Consider the following 17,010-nt stretch of genomic DNA (forward strand, 5'->3'; position numbering starts at 1 on the left):
ACATGGGGAGGTGGTTAAATGGAGAAGGTCATTAAGCCTACTTCGTTAGCAGAGCAAGCCTATTCATTATTAAAACAATCGATCATTTCAGGAAAGCTTGCACCGAAGACGGAACTGACGGAAGAAAGATTGGCAAATGATCTGGGGGTGAGTCGCACGCCTTTAAGGGAGGCCATACGAAAACTTGCGATGGAAGGTTTGATCGATTTAAACAAAGGTAAACCAGCAACTGTTGCTACTTTTACCAAAGAGGATTCTCTAGATTACTTGGAATTACGACGTGTACTTGAAATATATAACATTGAAAACATTGTTCTAAATGACGATGGACAGCTCATTAAGGAATTAGAGAATAATTTAAAAGAACAAATGAAAGCGATTTCAAGTAATGATTTTCAGGACTTTATGAACTATGACCGCGAATTCCATCTCATCCTTGCTTCACAAAACAAAAATAGGAAAATCAAGCAGTTAATTCACCAAATGAACACGGGCATCAATCGGGCATTTCTTATCCTATCCAATACGGTGGAGATGAGTGCCATTGAAGCATATCACGAGCATTTACGGATTATTGAAGCAATCAAGAGTAAAGATTTGGAGCTTTCCAAGAGAGAAATGATGATGCATTTGAAAAAAGTAGAAGACCGATTTTTAATTTACTTTAAAAGGGAGGAAGAACAATGAAGAAGTTACTCGTATTATTATCGATTACCGTATTGATTTTGGCGGCATGTGGACGGCCATCTGCAGATAGTACAAATGGAAAGGATACAGTGTATACCATTCGGATTGCCCACTTAGTTCCTGAAGAACAATCCTCACATTTGGCAGCACTCACATTTAAAGAAAAACTCGAGAAGGAATCAAATGGTCGACTAAAAGTGGAAATTTATCCAAATGGTGCTTTATTCGGTTCTGACCGGGAAGCAATTGAGGCTGTCCAGCTCGGGAATTTGGAAATGACAATTCCGGCAGTGGCACCGCTTGCTTCGTTCAACAAGAAGTTTATGGTCTTTGATCTTCCGTTTATTTTTAATGATCATGAAGCGGCATATAAAGCGCTTGACGGTGAGCTTGGAGAAAGTCTACTGGAGGATCTTCAGAAAAATAGTTTGAAAGGATTGGTATTTGCAGAAAATGGTTTCCGGCATATGTCAAATCACAAAGGTGCAATTACTTCACCTGATGATTTGAAAGGGATGAAGTTCAGAACATTGGAGAATCCGGTCCACACCGATACATTTAAATCATTCGGAGCAAACGCATCTCCATTTGCTTTCGGAGAGTTGTATACAGCGTTGCAACAAGGCACTTACGATGCTATGGAGGCTCCTATCTCCCTTTATTACACGAACAAGTTTTACGAGGTACAAGAGTACTTGACGCTAACTGGACATGTATATGCAGCTACTATACTGCTCATGAATAATGACTTCTACAATCAATTACCTGAAGACTTGCAAGCGTTAGTTACTGAAGCTTCTGAAGAATATCGGACAGAACAGCGTGAAATTGCACAAGGGCAAGACATAGAGTTCTTGGAGAAGTTAAAAGAGAATGGCATGAAGGTGAATGAAATAACACCTGAGCAAAAGGATGCATTCCGTGAGGCGGCAAAAGTAGTTTATGACAAGTTCACTGCTGAAATCGGTGAAGACTTGGTAGAAAAGGCAAAAGCGGCAAATCAATAACTGAGAATGGAACCGAGGGGAAACCCTTGGTCCTTCCTTTCTGAAAGGGAGTGGGATGAATGGGGAAAAGGTTTAACCGATTTGAGGAAAGTATACTTGTAGCAACGCTCGTGATCATGGTCATTTTAATATTTGGGCAAGTGGTAGGTCGCTATATTTTAGGATCCACACCTAGTTGGACAGAGGAATTGGCACGCTACATACATATTTTCCAAGTATGGATTGGGGCGAGCTATGCGGTTAAATTTCGTCAACATATTCGGATTGAGGCTTTTATCGAATTATTTAAAGGGGTACCTCGGAAGATATTGGAAACCGTTGGTATTATCATTTGGTTTGTCATTGCATTATTTTTGGCGGTATTTGGTACACAACTTGTATTGGCAAGCTTACAGAATGGTCAAGTTTCACCTGCTCTTCAAATTCCAATGTGGATTCCATTCATTGCGTTACCTTTAGGTGGTGCTGGGATGGCCTTCAGACTTATCCAACAAATCGTGGCGGTTTGGCGAGGGAATTACGACAAGCAAGAAAGTGAGGAAATCATCGCATGACAATTGCCTTACTGTTCATAACGCTGTTTGTTTGTTTGCTGATTGGTGTTCCAATCGCAATTTCCTTGGGGGTCTCATCACTTGTAGCAATTTACTTTGGTTCAACGCTTCCACTTTCTATTATTACACAGAAAGCATTTACGTCTCTCGATTCATTTCCATTACTAGCAATTCCGTTCTTTATGCTTGCAGGAATTTTAATGGGAAAAGGCGGTGTTTCCAAACGTTTGCTCGATCTAGCGACCACACTAGTTGGATGGATGACGGGCGGGTTAGCGATGGTGACAATTGTTGCATGTATGTTCTTTGCGGCTATCTCCGGATCTGGTCCTGCAACGGTTGCTGCAATTGGTGGTTTTATGATCCCGGCGATGGTTGCGCGTAAATATGATGGTGGATTTGCTGCAGCTATCTCGGCGTCAGCTGGATCGATCGGTGTAATTATTCCACCGAGTATTCCGTTCGTTTTGTATGGCGTTATTGGTGGTGTTTCAGTTGGTAACATGTTTCTTGCGGGAATTATACCTGGAGTATTGATTGGAATCGGATTGATGATTACAGCATATTTCATCGCCAACAAACGGGGATATAAACCATCCGAAACTGAAGTATTTAAATTTATGGATGTATTGAAAGCGACGAATGATGCTAAATGGGCTTTACTCATACCTGTTATCATATTGGGCGGAATTTACGGCGGTATTTTCTCGCCGACAGAAGCAGCAGTCGTTGCAGTTGTTTATGCATTTATTATAGGGAAATTCGTATACAAAGAACTAACATGGGAGGATTCCTTTAAGTCTTTCCGTGAGGCTGTAGTTATCAATGCGACAACGATGATCATTATTGGCTTATCTGTTTCATTTGCATACTTCATGACACTTGAACAAGTTCCCAATCAAATCGCAGCATTTTTAACGGACTTTTCTAGCAATCCTTTTGTGATATTGCTTGCAATAAACCTGTTGCTTTTAATCGTTGGTATGTTTATAGATACGATTTCAGCACTAGTTATTTTGACACCTATACTTTTGCCAGTTGTTATGGCAGTTGGAGTAGACCCAGTCCATTTTGGGGTCATTTTGGTAGCTAACTTGGCGATTGGCTTCATTACACCGCCGTTAGGTGTCAATCTATTTGTTGCTTCCAGTGTAGGGAATGTAAGGTTTGAAAAAATTGTCGTTTCAATCCTTCCATTCTTACTTTCAATGATCATCTGTTTGCTCGTCATCACATATATTCCGGCGCTTTCTTTATGGCTGCCAAATCTTCTTGGGAAATAAGCACAATGACTGTTGAAAGGTGAATACGAATGAAATTAACTATTAATGAACATGTGGAAATGTTACAAGTTCCTGGTATCCGTCAATTTTCAAACAAACTTATCCATTATCCGGATGCTGTGAACCTAACGATTGGCCAGCCGGATTTTCCGACGCCAGAAGCTGTGAAACTAGCGGGGATAACAGCGATTGAAAACAATCAGACAGGATACTCCCATAATGCAGGTTTACTTGAACTAAGGCAGGCAGTATCTTCTTTTTTTACATGGAAGTATGGATTTAGTTATGATCCTGAAAAAGAAATTGTTATTACGAATGGTGCGAGTGAAGCAATTGACTCAGTCTTCCGGACAATACTATCGCCTGGTGATGAGGTCATTCTACCTACGCCGCTCTATCTCGGTTATGAGCCGATTATTAATTTATGCGGGGCGAAAGTTGTCTACCTCGATACGACAGACACGGAATTCCGTCCATCGCCAGAAAGACTGGAGTCACTGATAACCTCTAAGACGAAGGCGATCTTGTTTAATTTCCCATCCAATCCGACGGGTGTGACGATTGAAAAAGAGCAGATGGACGAACTGGTAGCAGTTCTCGAAAAGTATCAACTATTTATCATCTCCGATGAAATTTATAGTGAAAACACATTTTCTGGAGAGCATGTCTCTTTTGCTCAGTATGGAGTATTGCGGAACCGTCTTTTCCTGATACATGGTCTGTCGAAGTCGCATTCAATGACTGGGTGGAGAATCGGCTATGTATTGGGGGCGGCCCATTTCATGGAGCATGTGTTGAAAGTCCATTTATATAATTCGGTCTGTGCATCTGTACCAAGCCAGCATGCGGGAATCGTAGCCTTAAATGAGTGTCGACATACTCCTGCAGAAATGAATATGGAGTACGTGAAAAGACGTGATTTTGTTTACAATCGGTTGAGGGAGATGGGCTTGGATGTTGTCAAACCGAATGGTGCATTTTATATTTTCCCGTCCATTAAAAAATATGGTATAGATTCCTTTAGCTTTGCAACGAAGCTACTCAAGGAAGGCGGAGTGGCCGCCGTTCCGGGAAGTGCCTTCACAGATTACGGGGAAGGTTATTTGAGGATTTCTTATGCATATGCAATGCCTGTGTTGGAAAAAGGAATGAATCGTTTGGAAAAGTTTTTACAAAGATTATAAAGTGTTTTTGATGATAAGGAGGAGTTGGAATGGGAAGCTATCGATGGGGGACACCAGATAAACTTCGATCACTTTTATGCGAGCTCGTTAGCTGGGATAGTCGTACTTTAACAGAAGGGGAGCGTACATTTGCGCCGAAAGTCGCCGAGAAGCTAAAAGGGTTGGATTATTTTCAGGCCCATCCAGATCACTTGGAATTGCATGATGCTGGTTTAGGCAGACAGCTTGTTACGGCTTTGTATAAGCATCCGCAAGCGACAGAGACGGTTGTACTGATCAGTCATTTTGATACAGTATGGACAGAGGAGTACGGGGTGCTTGAGCCGCTTGCTTGTCATCCGGAGGAACTAACGAAAAAATTGATGGAACCCGCTTTTAAGAAGGACCTTCCAGAGGATGCACGGATTGATCTCGAGACGGGGAAATATCTATTCGGTCGAGGCACGATGGATATGAAGATGGGGCTTGCCCTTCATATGCAACTTATCGAAAAGGCAAGTATCGAACAGTGGCCGATCAACCTTGTCTTGACGACGGTACCGGATGAAGAAGTGAACTCGGCAGGTATGCGTGCGGCCGTGACGGAACTTGTCCGACTCCGTGATGAACATGATTTGACTTATAAATTATTTTTCAATAGTGAACCGTCATTTTCACAAAATCCAGCAGATATTAAAGAATATGTTTACTCAGGCACTGTTGGGAAAATTATGCCTGCTGCCTTATTCTATGGAAAAGAAACGCATGTCGGCGAACCGATGAAAGGGATGACGGCAAATTATATTGCCTCATTCTTGACGCAACGGATGGAGTGGAATGAGCTTTTTCGTGAGACGGACCTCGGTGAAAGTACACCACTGCCGGTTTCCTTGCAACAAAAGGATTTGAAATTGCAATATTCCACGCAGACACCTTATCGTGCAGTGGCGCTGTACAATGTCTTTTTACTGAAGCGCAATGCGACGGAAGTGATGGACCTGTTCGAACAGGTCGCAACGGAAGCGATGGGCGCTTGCAATGAACATTACAGAGCTATTTGCGAGAGGGAACAGGTGAAAGGGGTGGGGGATGTTAAAGTATTGCGTTATGAACAGCTGCTTGAACATGCTATCCAAAAATTGGGCCACGCAGAAGTGGAGCGTTGGAAACAAGAAGCACTTCAAAACGATGCGTGGGATGATCGCGAAAAATCGCTGCGTATTGTCGATAACTTAATGATTCAGTGCCAAGAACTTGCACCAGCGACAGTTCTGCTATACGCACCGCCTTATTACCCGGCTATCAATTCGTCGGGTGACCCGCTTGTACAAGCGTCCATTGAATTGATGAAGAAAGTGGCAAAAACATTTGATAATACCGTCGAGCAGATCCATTATTTCAATGGCATTTGCGATTTAAGCTATGTGAACTACGAAGACGATGCAAACGGCTGGCTTGCATTTGAAAACAACACGCCAGTTTGGGGCGCTACGTACAGCATTCCTTTTGAAGAGATGGCCCAGCTGAAAGCACCTGTGCTGAACGTAGGCCCTTTTGGGAAAGATGCACACCAACGGACAGAGCGCTTGCATGTGGACAGCGCATTTGTGGAAATGCCGGTCATGTTGGAAACATTGGTGAAAAATATGTTTGCCGCGAATGGAAATCAGCTCGCAATGGCAGACTGATCGATATGACGTAAGGAGACCTTCTAAATAGTAGAGGGTCTCCATTTTTTGCATAGTTCTGTTAAGATGAAAGAAAAACGGTGGGTGAATCAAATGAAAAATAAGATTTTAATCATTGAGGATGAAGAAAATATTGCACGCGTACTCCAGCTCGAACTTGAATTTGAAGGTTATGAAACAGGCGTTGCCCATACAGGGCCGGATGGACTGATCAAATATCGGGAACAACAATGGGATCTTGTCCTTCTCGACCTTATGCTACCCGGTTTGAACGGCTTTGACGTTCTGCGCAGAATCCGGGCGACGGAAACGAGCACGCCTGTCATCTTATTGACCGCGAAAGGGGAAGTGGAGGATAAAGTGACCGGATTGGATCTCGGCGCCAATGATTACGTGACAAAACCATTTGAAATTGAAGAATTGCTTGCTAGAATCCGTTCGGCACTCCGTTTTTCAACGCCGAAAACCGAAGAAAAAGATGAACATCTTCATGAATTTGCAGGCTTGTCCATCCATGAGCAAACGCGGGAAGTGAAACGGGATGGTGTGGCGATTGAATTGACACCGAGGGAATATGATCTTCTCCTCCATTTGTTGAAACACCCGAACCAAGTGTTGTCCCGTGAACAATTGCTGGATGCCGTATGGGGCTTCGATTATTACGGTGATACGAATGTCGTCGATGTGTATATCCGTTATGTGCGGAAAAAAATCGATAATGGCAATAAACAATCCCTTATCCAAACGGTGCGCGGGGTCGGTTATGCGTTGAAGGAACCTGTCCATGAAGCTTAAAACGAAGATTCATTTATTTTCAACACTTCTGATGCTCGTCATCCTGACGTTAACGAACGTAGGTATTTATTTTTTATTTGAAAAGATGGGGCATCAGACGGAATATAACCAATTGTTAATTCGGTCTAAAGAACTCACGACGTCACTTAGTAAAATGACGGAGGAAATGGATGCTAAAACAATTGTAAGGGCACATCTTCCGTCGAATGGAGCCATTCGGATTGTCGATGAGAAGGGCAAGGAGAAAGTGAAGTCTCAATCCGCACTTGAATTGGGCAAGGAGAGTTTCGACATCAATCCGAAAGAGCGTTATACAATCGGGGATTTCAATGATACGCAGACCATCTCGATCCGTGTACCTGCCATTTGGACAAATGGAGAAGTTGTGCAAGTTGAAATGGTGCAAGTGTTGGAAGAGTTAGAAAGGAGTATGCAGCTGCTGAAGCTGATCCTATTTGGTGTAACGGTAGTTGCCATGATACCGATTACGGTGTCCAGCATAACATTGGGGCAAATCGTCACGCAGCCGATTGAAAAATTGACGAAGACGATGTCGGAAAGTCAAAAATCAGGAACATACGAAAAAATCAATGTTTCTGTAGAAGGGAAGGATGAGCTGGCACAGATGGGGCGGACATTCAACGATATGATGGAACAACTGGAACAAAACTACAAAAAACAAGAACAGTTCGTCTCAAATGCATCACATGAATTGAAAACACCTCTTACTGTCATTGAAAGCTATTCCCGTCTTCTTTCTCGCCGGGGCTTTGAAAATCGTGAAGTGGCGGAGGAAGCTGTGGAGGCCATTCTTAGTGAGTCCGTCCGCATGAAAGAGATGATTGCGCAAATGTTGGAGCTTGCAAAAAGCAACGGACCGTTGACATTCGAGTTCTCGGAAACAGAAATCCATTCATTGGTAGAGCAAGTGATTCAGCCGATGCGGCACGCTTATTCAAGAAATTTCAGTTTGGAAGGCAATCTACCAGTCAAGGCAATGACGGATGAAAACCGACTAAAACAGTTGCTGTTCATATTGCTGGATAATGCACGGAAGTATAGCGATGGGGACATCAAGACCGTTATTCAAGAACACGAGAAAAATGTGTCGATCTCCGTGATGGATTTTGGCAATGGCATTGCCGAGGAACATTTGCCGCATATTTTTGATCGCTTTTATCGTATCGATAAAGATCGGAATCGGAAAACCGGCGGGACGGGATTGGGGCTTGCCATTGCTAAGGAAATCGCGGGTGGATTAGGCGCTGAATTGAAAATCGAAAGCATTGTTGGCATGGGTACGACAATCCGAATTTTGATGCCGAAAAAATGATTTCTCATCGTATTTTAATGTTTTTGACGTATGCTGGATGAAAGGAGGTAGGACTTTTGAAAATACTAAAAAAACCTTGGTTTATCCCGATCGTGTTGACGATTTTAATTTTAATTATAGGCAATTTCTATACTAAACAATTGGTTTCCAAAGCGGAGACCTTACCGGAAGATGAAATACGCCAGCAGCTCGAAGAAATGTACGAAGGAGAAGTGGAACGGCTTTCTTTGAAAGGGTCCATGTATGAAGTGGAACTGTCTAGAAGCAATGCGGTTTACTTAGCGGAAGTGGATGCGGAGACGGGAAAAGTACTATCTCTTTTCCAGACGAAAGAAAAAACACCGCTTGCATCGGCCGGGGAAAAGGAAGCTACTTCGAATGAGAAGGTTGTCGAGCAGCCAGCCAAGGAAAAAGAGCCTTCTGTGACACCACCGAAATCTGAGCCGGATAGAAGCAAAGTTGAAACGCCATCTTCAGCAGCGCAGGAAAAAAAGCCGACTTCCCCTAAAAAAGAAGCTAAGACGGTTTTGATTTCAAAAAATCAAGCGATAAAAATTGCGCGTGCCCAATTGAAAGGCGAAGTGGATGACGTTGAATTTGTCCCTGAAAACGATGGCGGTTACTATTTAGTCGAGATTGAAGTCGAAGATGATAATGACGAAGGTGTCGATGGGGCAGTCTATAAAATTCATGCCATTACCGGGAAAATCATGAATGTAACATGGGAGGACTGATTGACTTGAATCAGCAGTAGTCTTCCACTGCCATAAGTGGTCGGACGAATGCCAGAATACATTTCAATCAGAGAGAGTCCAACGCCTTGCGTCCTGAAAGAGCCTTAATTTCTGCAAAAAGCGCAGAAATACGGCAAATCGAACCCTACGCTGTTCGATTCACAATTACGCCGAGGCGTAATTGATATTCTCTCATCAATTTCTAATAATCCTCTCCCTCTCTTCTCAGAATGGAGTCGTATGATAAAGATAACAAGAAAAGGAGGAATTCAAACATGAAAAAATGGATGTTCATTCCTGCATTGGCGGGAGCAGTAGCAATTGGTGGGGTAGCTTTGGCGAATGATACGCCAACGGATAAGGTAAGCACGACGGAAGGGCTTATGACGTTGCAAGAAGCAAAAGATTTAGCGCTTCAACAATATGGTGGAAAAGTGACGGAAATCGAGCTTGAGAAAAAGAAAACGGGCTATGTATATGACGTAGAAGTAAAGTCAAACGGCATCGAATATGATTTGGACATCGATGCGAAAACGGGGAAAATCGTGCTTGATTCCCAATCGACAGATAAGCGCAGTGCACAAGTGGTTTCCGATGACACTGCACAACAAGCAGCTACGACGAACACGTTAAAAGTAGTGGAATCCGCTCAACCACGTGTAGCAGATGCGAAACTTTTAACGTCGGATCAAGCGATTGCAATCGCTAAGAAAAAAGCGAACGGCACGGTTACCAAAGTCGAATTGGATAGCGACGATGGACGCAAACACTATGATATCGAAATCAAAGATGGCACATATGAATATGATTTTGAAATCGATGCCATCACCGGTAAAATTCTCGAATTCGAAAAAGACCTCGATGACGATGTTAAAAAAGTGAACAAACAAGCGGCTACAAGCAAAGTCGCTGGTACAAAACAAACGATGCTCACGAAAGACCAAGCGATTGCAATTGCCATGAAACAAGCAAAAGGAACTGTCACAGACTTTGAATTGGACGATGATGACGATCGTAAAATATACGAAATCGAAATCGAGGACGGTACGTATGAATATGACTTCGAGATCGACGCTTTCACAGGCGAAGTATTGAAGTTTGAAAAAGACCGCGATGACGACTGATGTGTGAAGGGGCTGTCCAGAAAGTCAGTGAAAATTGACTTTCTGAGATGGCTCCTTTTTTCGTTTAGGAAAAGTTTATGTAATCAAAGAGAAGATCAAAGCGATCGAGATAGCAGACGATCAACCTATAATAGACGGTATTTTATTGTAAACTCCGACTCAATTGACTGGTCCATTTTATATCTACAGTTGTTAGAATAATCGCAAGGTTCTATTAGATGCCTGATTATCTAACTATAAAACTGGAGGGAACGGTATGATACAAACGATTACTAGAATGGTGGCGACAGGATCGGCATTAACAAATTACAATTTCGTGGCCCATTATCATCAAGTTCCAGCTCCCTGTTGAGCTTCATTTTCATAAGCGCGTTCTCAAAAGAAGTGTGAAGCGTGCTATTTCTTGTTCGAATCAAGAAATAGCACGCTTTTCTATTTAAAAATGAACTCCAAGTGGCTTGTGAGACCTGTCATTGGTTTTTAGGTGGAAAAGTATGTTTTCGACTATGCTCATTTAGAGTTATAAATGAAATATATGGTGTGACTTCGAAATTTCTATGCTAATTTGATTAGCAGTTTGTAGCAGTAATGGTATAAAAGCTTCTTTTCTCGTTTTCTCGTCTGTCCTGCCAGCCTGTGCAGATATATTAATGGCTGCGATTACTTTTCCTTCCGCGTTCCGAATCGTTGAGGCAATTGAACTAAGCCCTTCTTCTAGTTGTTGTTCTACAAAGACCCATCCATTGTTTCGAATTTCTTCAAGCCTGCTCATTAATTCCGATTTATCAACAATGGTCTTTTTTGTAAAAGCCTTTAATTCTATTTTTTGAAAGTATTCTTCAAGCTCAGATGGTGAAAGATGAGCCAATAATATTTGACCCATTGACGTTGCGTACGCGGGAAGACGAGATCCTACATCTAATGAAATTGTCATAATTCGTTTTGTTGGAATTCGGGCCACATAGACGATATCCGTGTCATCCAAAACGGATATGGATGTTGACTCATTTGTTTGATTGACTAAATCTTTCATATAGTCATGCGCACTTTCCCAAATATTTTTTGATGATAGATAAGCGTAACCGAGAGATAACACGCGAGCTGTTAATGAAAAGTGACCACTTTTTGAGGTTACATAGCCTAAATGCTCTAACGTAAGCAATATACGGCGAACTGTGGGTCGGCTTAGCTCCGTAATTTTGGCGGCTTCACTCACCGTAAGGGTTGGATATTCTGGCGAAAAAGCTTGGATGACGGCCAGTCCGCGTTCCAATGATTGGACAAAATCTGCTTGTTTAATAGAATTATTAGAATATTCCCTTGACAATATTGCTACCTCCGTGTCTATAATGTGATTGTACGATATATAATTCTTTGTACGTTAAGCGTACAATTTAACGGTGGATTTTGCAAACACCTTTTCACAAAATAGATTGTTCAACTCATAAATAAGGGGGAGTAATCAGTTATGGCATATTTTGAAGCACCAAAGCTGACGTTTACATTTAATTTGGAATTACAGGTTGAAAAAGCTCATTTACCCGGAAAAACGCCTATCGGTAATCGCCGAATCATCCGGGTAGAAGGCGGTCATTTCAATGGCGAGTCTATCAAGGGAGAAGTGATTCCAGGAGGAGACGATTGGATTACAGTTCGGGAAGATGGGACGATTATACAGGATGTTCGTATCTTATTGCGCACGGACGACAATGAACTCATTTTGATGACCTACCGCGGAATTCGTACAGGTCCGAAAGAAGTATTGGCACGCCTTGATAATAATGAACATGTCGATCCGGAAGAGTACTATTTCCGTACAGTTCCAATCTTTGAAACGGCTTCCGAAAAATACGATTGGATGAATAAAACAGCGTTTGTCTCAACAGGACAGCGATTGGCGACTGGAGTAAAATATTCCGTCTATCAAGTTGACTAATAATAGAGAGGGGTTATCAAATGGTTAAGGAATTTATGCTCAATTCACATACGAAATTAGCGATTCAAGAAACACCGGGGCATAAAGGGACAATTATAGCTGTTCATGGGCTGACGGGTAATCATAAGACCTTTTATCATTACCGAAAGTTGTTGGAAGGGGATTATACGTTCATTAGCTATGACCTTCGCGGGAGAGGAAACAGCAGTCCGGCAGATGAAAATACATCCTTATTCAAACATGCGGAAGAACTAAAGACATTTATTGAAATGAAGAAAATTGAGAAACCGATTTTGATGGGTTATTCCATGGGAGCCTATATTTGTGCGCTTGTTGCAAGTGAAGTAGAAGTATCCGGGCTGATTTTACTTGATGGTGCCGGTACAACGGAAGAAAGACAGCGGGAATTGATCATCCCTTCTCTCAGTCGATTGAACAAATCGTATCGTTCCGCGGATGACTATGTCGCTCAAACAAGGGACATTTATGCCTCATTAAATGTGGAATGGGATGCGGCTGTTGAAGAAATTACCCGCTATGAAGTAAAAGAAACGCCAGATGGATGGCGACATAAATCAGAAGCGAGTGCGATGGAGAAAGATTTTAATAGCTTTTACGATTTTCATCCCATTCCTGTATTTGAAAAAATCATTTGTCCAACGTTACTTGTGATTGCGTATGGACCTTTAGGGAAGAAAGAACCTCTTTTTACGAAAGAAACCTATAACGAAACGATTGCAACAGCGAAAGATTTAGTAACCATCGAAGTGCCTGCTAATCATTACACACTAATGTTTGAAAAGCAGGAGAAAGTCCAGGAAAGCATTCTCGATTTACTGCAAAACATAAAGAAGGTGTCAGTATGAGGTGAAATAGAGTAACGACAATGTGTATCGGCGTAGGACACGGTATTTCGATAGTCGTTGAAAACGTAGATTGACAGGCTATAAATGTAGCTTAGGGAGTTCACTTGTTTCTGAAGGAATACTATCAAAAAATCATCAGAATTTATCGAGGAAAGGAAGAATATAAATTGAAAATCCATTCGTTAGACGTGTATATCGTAGATCTCCCGACAATTCGACCCCATCACCTGGCAATGCATACGATCGTTAATCAGACGATCGTTCTTGCTTGCGTAAAAAGTGAAGATGGGATTGAAGGTTGGGCTGAAGTTGCAACAATCGGTGGCGCATCGTATGCCGAGGAAAGCCCTGAAGCAATTAAGTTTAATACCGAGAAATACATTGAGCCGCTTATCATTGGGGAAAATCCAGCAAACTTTGGGGCTATTTCTTATCTAATCAGTCAGCATGTTGTTGGGAACTATTATGCGAAAGCGCTAGTGGAAGCGGCCATTATCGACTTGGCAGCAAAAGCACTGAATGTCCCAAGTTATGAACTGTTTGGGGGACAAGTCCATACATCGTTGCCAGTCGCTTGGACGCTTGCGAGCGGAGACACAGGAAAAGACATTGAAGAAGCAAAAGAATGTCTGGCGGCAAAACGTCACAACATTTTCAAATTGAAAATCGGCATGGGTGACCCGAAAAAGAATGTCCAGCATGTACTTAAAATAAAAGAAGCAGTCGGAGATCAAGCTAGTGTCCGTGTAGATGTGAACCAGGCGTGGGATGAAGTAACATCTCTATACTGTATTGAAGCGTTGGAGGCTGGCGGAGTCGATCTGATCGAACAACCGCTTATACACTGGAACCACGAAGGGATGGCAAGGCTTGCGGAAAGATTTAAGGTGCCAATCATGGTGGATGAAGGGCTCGGTCATATTCAAGGAGCTCACCATATTGCCAAGCAACGTGCCGGGAATGTCTTTGCGCTTAAAGTCGGTAAGGCGGGTGGACTGATAGCCACTAAGAAAACGGCGGCCATCGCAGAAGCTGCGGGTATCCCACTTTACGGAGGAACGATGATCGAATCGTCACTCGGAACGGCCATTTGTGCCCAACTATACTCAACGATTCCTGAAATCGCTTTCGGAACGGAGCTATTCGGACCGTTGCTGTTCAAAGATACAATTACAACAAATGCCATCGAATATGAAAACTTTGAGATCAAAATTCCACAAGGACCTGGATTCGGGATGACGATTGATAAGGAAAAAGTACGCCATTATTCAAGGGACGCACAATACAGTACAGCCACATCACATCGTTGATTTAGTTGGGGTGAGAGTGCTTAAAAAATGGAGAATTAAAGGTCGATCCTTAATGTGAACGGCACAATACTATTTTCAGGTAGAGGTGCCTTCGATGCGGTAGCCGGTGCGTTTTTGTGCGTTCAATTTATGTAATGATAGGAGGGCTATATTTACTTTTATATAGCCCTTATTTTCGTAGGGGAATTTAAAGGGGGATGGCATATATTGAATCAGAAACTTAAGTGGAATGACACTATCATTTTTAAAGGAATTGCGATTTGTTCCATTTTAACAATGCTTGCTGGTTGTTCTTACAGGCCGGAAGCATCAGGTACTAGAGCATTGGAAGAGAGTGTAAAAGCCAAAAGTATTATTAGAGAAAATCAATCAGAAAGTGGGGAACCGCCATCTAAAACGAATATTGCTTATATTGTCCTTGATGATTCTGGTTTTGCTGATCTTGGAAGTTATGGCTCGGAAATCAAAACCCCTCACCTGGACAAGCTAGCGGAAAATGGTTTAAGGTATAACAATTTTCACGTGACTCCTTTATGTTCACCAACACGCGCATCCTTGCTAACGGGAAGAAATCATCACGCAGTAGGCATGGGAAGTGTAGCGAATTTCGATTATGGTCCAGAATTTCCGAATAAAAGAGGTTCAATCATACCCGCGGCTGCAACAGTAGCGGAAGTCCTTTCTGAAAGCGGATACAACACATATGCACTGGGGAAATGGCATCTTGCACCGACTTCACAAGTGACACCAGCGGGACCTTATCATAACTGGCCGCTTGGAAAAGGTTTTAACCGTTTTTATGGGTTTCTCGAGGACTCAGCTGACCAATATCGTCCTGAATTAACAGAAGATAATCATCCTGTCCCAGTGCCGGATAAGGATAATTATCATTTTTCGGAAGACATTGTTGATAAATCGATCCAATACGCTCTAGACAATATTACTGCATCACCAGATACTCCTTTCTTTATGTATATGGCTTTTGGAGCTCAGCACCAACCTCATCAAGTGCCAGAAAAGTATATTGATATGTATGATGGCGTCTATGATGAAGGATGGGACGTTATTCGAGAACAACGATTTGAAAAACAAAAAGAATTGGGGATTATTCCGGAGAATACAGAGCTTGCGCCAACAAATCCAGGCGTTGAGAAATGGGATGATTTATCTGACGATCACAAAAAAGCTTTTATTCGTATGAAACAAACTTACGCTGGATTTTTAACGCATACTGACGAGCAAATTGGAAGGTTCATTGACTTCTTGGAAGAGAAAGGGGAGCTCGATAATACAATCATTGTCTTTCTTTCGGATAATGGAGCAAGTGCGATCGGCGGGGAATTGGGCTCGGTGAATCAGGCACTTGCATACAATTTTATACCTGAAAAGATAGAAGATATTGTTGGAAATATTGAAGTTATGGGTGGCGAAAGAGCTGGAACTGATTATCCTGCAGGTTGGGGGCAAGTAAGTAATACCCCGTTCAAGTTTTATAAAAATAGTACGTATGCTGGTGGAACACATACACCGATGATTGTTCATTGGCCAGAGGGTATTAAAGATCAAGGCGGAATAAGGACGCAATATGTTCATGTAAGCGATGTAACAGCGACCATTTATGATGCGCTAGGTATCGATGTTCCTAAAAAAGTAAAAGGTATTGAGCAATTGCCGTTAAATGGAACAAGCTTCACATATACATTTGGTGACGGTGGGGCTAAGTCTGTTAAGAAGACACAGTATTTTGAGGTGAGCGGCCATCGGGCTATTTATCATGATGGTTGGAGAGCAGTGACAATGCATAAAAAGGGTGAGCCTTTTGAAAAGGATGTATGGGAACTTTACCAGGTGGAAAAGGACTTTTCAGAAATCCACGATTTAGCTAAAAAAGAACCCAAAAAACTATTAGAGATGAAGGATCTTTGGCAAAAAGAAGCAGAGAAAAATGGTGTTTTGCCGCTATCAGATTTATTTTTGGAAGCGTTTGCTAATGTCGCGGATGATTCACCAAGGGCGAGAAGAACATTTACGTATTACCCGGGGATGAGCCATTTGAGCGAATCTGCGTCCCCGCCAATCATCAATCATTCCTATAAGATTGATGTTCCAATCACCTATCATAACGGGGATGAGGGAGTGCTGATCGCTTTAGGAAATCATAAGAGTGGATACACCCTGTACATTAAAGATAATCGTCTCATTTATGAATACAATGCAGGCTTTGCGAGATACAAAGCCATATCTGAAAAGGATTTGAACGAAGGAGAGTTAGCCATTCGCTTCGAGTTCGATAAAACAGGTGATTATGCTGGTATCGGGTCGCTTTATGTGAATGACAAAAAGGTTGGGGAAGTTGAAATGGAAGCAACATTGCCATACAAAACTTCTTTTGAGGGAATGGACATTGGGAAAGATCTACTTTATCCTGTCAGTCCTGCTTATGAGGATCAAGGTGAATTTGCCTATACCGGTACAATCGAAAAGGTTGTTTTGGAACTGGAAAACAACGTAGAAGCCACTGAAAAATAAC

15 protein-coding genes are annotated in these 17,010 nt (G+C 42.2%); 14 read left to right on the plus strand and 1 reads right to left on the minus strand.

What is annotated here, in order from left to right; all coding sequences use genetic code 11:
- The first annotated feature begins 18 nt into the window (after nucleotides 1-18).
- The 10 genes from MHZ95_RS06385 (at nucleotide 19) to MHZ95_RS06430 (ending at nucleotide 10,368) form a co-directional block, all read left to right on the plus strand.
- The gene (locus MHZ95_RS06385) at nucleotides 19-687 is read left to right on the plus strand and encodes a GntR family transcriptional regulator (RefSeq protein WP_239389698.1); all 669 of its coding nucleotides are present in this window, start codon (nucleotides 19-21) and stop codon (nucleotides 685-687) included.
- Nucleotides 684-1,694, plus strand: coding sequence for a TRAP transporter substrate-binding protein (locus MHZ95_RS06390; RefSeq protein WP_239389699.1), 1,011 nt, complete (start codon nucleotides 684-686; stop codon nucleotides 1,692-1,694). Before MHZ95_RS06385 ends, MHZ95_RS06390 begins: the two co-directional genes overlap by 4 nt.
- Before the next feature lie 59 nt (nucleotides 1,695-1,753).
- On the plus strand, nucleotides 1,754-2,248 hold the full coding sequence (locus MHZ95_RS06395) for a TRAP transporter small permease (protein ID WP_239389700.1): 495 nt from the start codon (nucleotides 1,754-1,756) through the stop codon (nucleotides 2,246-2,248).
- A complete protein-coding gene (locus MHZ95_RS06400) occupies nucleotides 2,245-3,531 on the plus strand; it encodes a TRAP transporter large permease (RefSeq protein WP_239389701.1) in 1,287 nt (428 codons plus the stop codon). The genes MHZ95_RS06395 and MHZ95_RS06400 overlap by 4 nt, the downstream gene beginning before the upstream one ends.
- A 29-nt stretch (nucleotides 3,532-3,560) precedes the next feature.
- On the plus strand, nucleotides 3,561-4,715 hold the full coding sequence (locus tag MHZ95_RS06405) for an aminotransferase class I/II-fold pyridoxal phosphate-dependent enzyme (protein WP_239389702.1): 1,155 nt from the start codon (nucleotides 3,561-3,563) through the stop codon (nucleotides 4,713-4,715).
- Between the two features lie 29 nt (nucleotides 4,716-4,744).
- A complete protein-coding gene (locus MHZ95_RS06410) occupies nucleotides 4,745-6,382 on the plus strand; it encodes a M20/M25/M40 family metallo-hydrolase (RefSeq protein ID WP_239389703.1) in 1,638 nt (545 codons plus the stop codon).
- A gap of 93 nt (nucleotides 6,383-6,475) precedes the next feature.
- Nucleotides 6,476-7,177: a response regulator transcription factor gene (locus MHZ95_RS06415; RefSeq protein WP_239389704.1), complete on the plus strand. Its 702-nt coding sequence runs from the start codon at nucleotides 6,476-6,478 to the stop codon at nucleotides 7,175-7,177.
- Entirely contained in the window at nucleotides 7,167-8,510 is a 1,344-nt protein-coding gene (locus MHZ95_RS06420; RefSeq protein WP_239389706.1) for a sensor histidine kinase, read from the plus strand. The genes MHZ95_RS06415 and MHZ95_RS06420 overlap by 11 nt, the downstream gene beginning before the upstream one ends.
- 56 nt (nucleotides 8,511-8,566) lie before the next feature.
- Nucleotides 8,567-9,244 carry a PepSY domain-containing protein gene (locus MHZ95_RS06425; RefSeq protein ID WP_239389708.1) on the plus strand — a complete coding sequence of 226 codons (678 nt, stop codon included), beginning with the start codon at nucleotides 8,567-8,569 and terminating at the stop codon, nucleotides 9,242-9,244.
- Nucleotides 9,245-9,519: 275 nt separating this feature from the next.
- Nucleotides 9,520-10,368: a PepSY domain-containing protein gene (locus tag MHZ95_RS06430; protein WP_239389710.1), complete on the plus strand. Its 849-nt coding sequence runs from the start codon at nucleotides 9,520-9,522 to the stop codon at nucleotides 10,366-10,368.
- A gap of 520 nt (nucleotides 10,369-10,888) precedes the next feature.
- Here MHZ95_RS06430 and MHZ95_RS06435 read toward each other — a convergent pair.
- Nucleotides 10,889-11,695: an IclR family transcriptional regulator domain-containing protein gene (locus MHZ95_RS06435; RefSeq protein WP_239389712.1), complete on the minus strand. Its 807-nt coding sequence runs from the start codon at nucleotides 11,693-11,695 to the stop codon at nucleotides 10,889-10,891.
- A gap of 141 nt (nucleotides 11,696-11,836) precedes the next feature.
- Between MHZ95_RS06435 and MHZ95_RS06440 the strand changes: the two genes are divergently transcribed.
- The 4 genes from MHZ95_RS06440 (at nucleotide 11,837) to MHZ95_RS06455 (ending at nucleotide 17,009) form a co-directional block, all read left to right on the plus strand.
- A complete protein-coding gene (locus MHZ95_RS06440) occupies nucleotides 11,837-12,304 on the plus strand; it encodes a DUF3237 domain-containing protein (RefSeq protein ID WP_239389715.1) in 468 nt (155 codons plus the stop codon).
- 20 nt (nucleotides 12,305-12,324) lie between these two features.
- Nucleotides 12,325-13,170: an alpha/beta fold hydrolase gene (locus MHZ95_RS06445; RefSeq protein WP_239389717.1), complete on the plus strand. Its 846-nt coding sequence runs from the start codon at nucleotides 12,325-12,327 to the stop codon at nucleotides 13,168-13,170.
- A 167-nt stretch (nucleotides 13,171-13,337) separates the two neighbouring features.
- The gene (locus MHZ95_RS06450) at nucleotides 13,338-14,480 is read left to right on the plus strand and encodes a muconate cycloisomerase family protein (protein WP_239389719.1); all 1,143 of its coding nucleotides are present in this window, start codon (nucleotides 13,338-13,340) and stop codon (nucleotides 14,478-14,480) included.
- Nucleotides 14,481-14,687: 207 nt separating this feature from the next.
- Nucleotides 14,688-17,009 (plus strand): arylsulfatase, encoded by a 2,322-nt coding sequence (locus MHZ95_RS06455; protein WP_239389721.1) that lies wholly within the window; start codon nucleotides 14,688-14,690, stop codon nucleotides 17,007-17,009.
- Nucleotide 17,010 lies beyond the last annotated feature (1 nt).

This window comes from Sporosarcina sp. ACRSM, assembly GCF_022346545.1.
Classification (GTDB): Bacteria; Bacillota; Bacilli; order Bacillales_A; family Planococcaceae; genus Sporosarcina.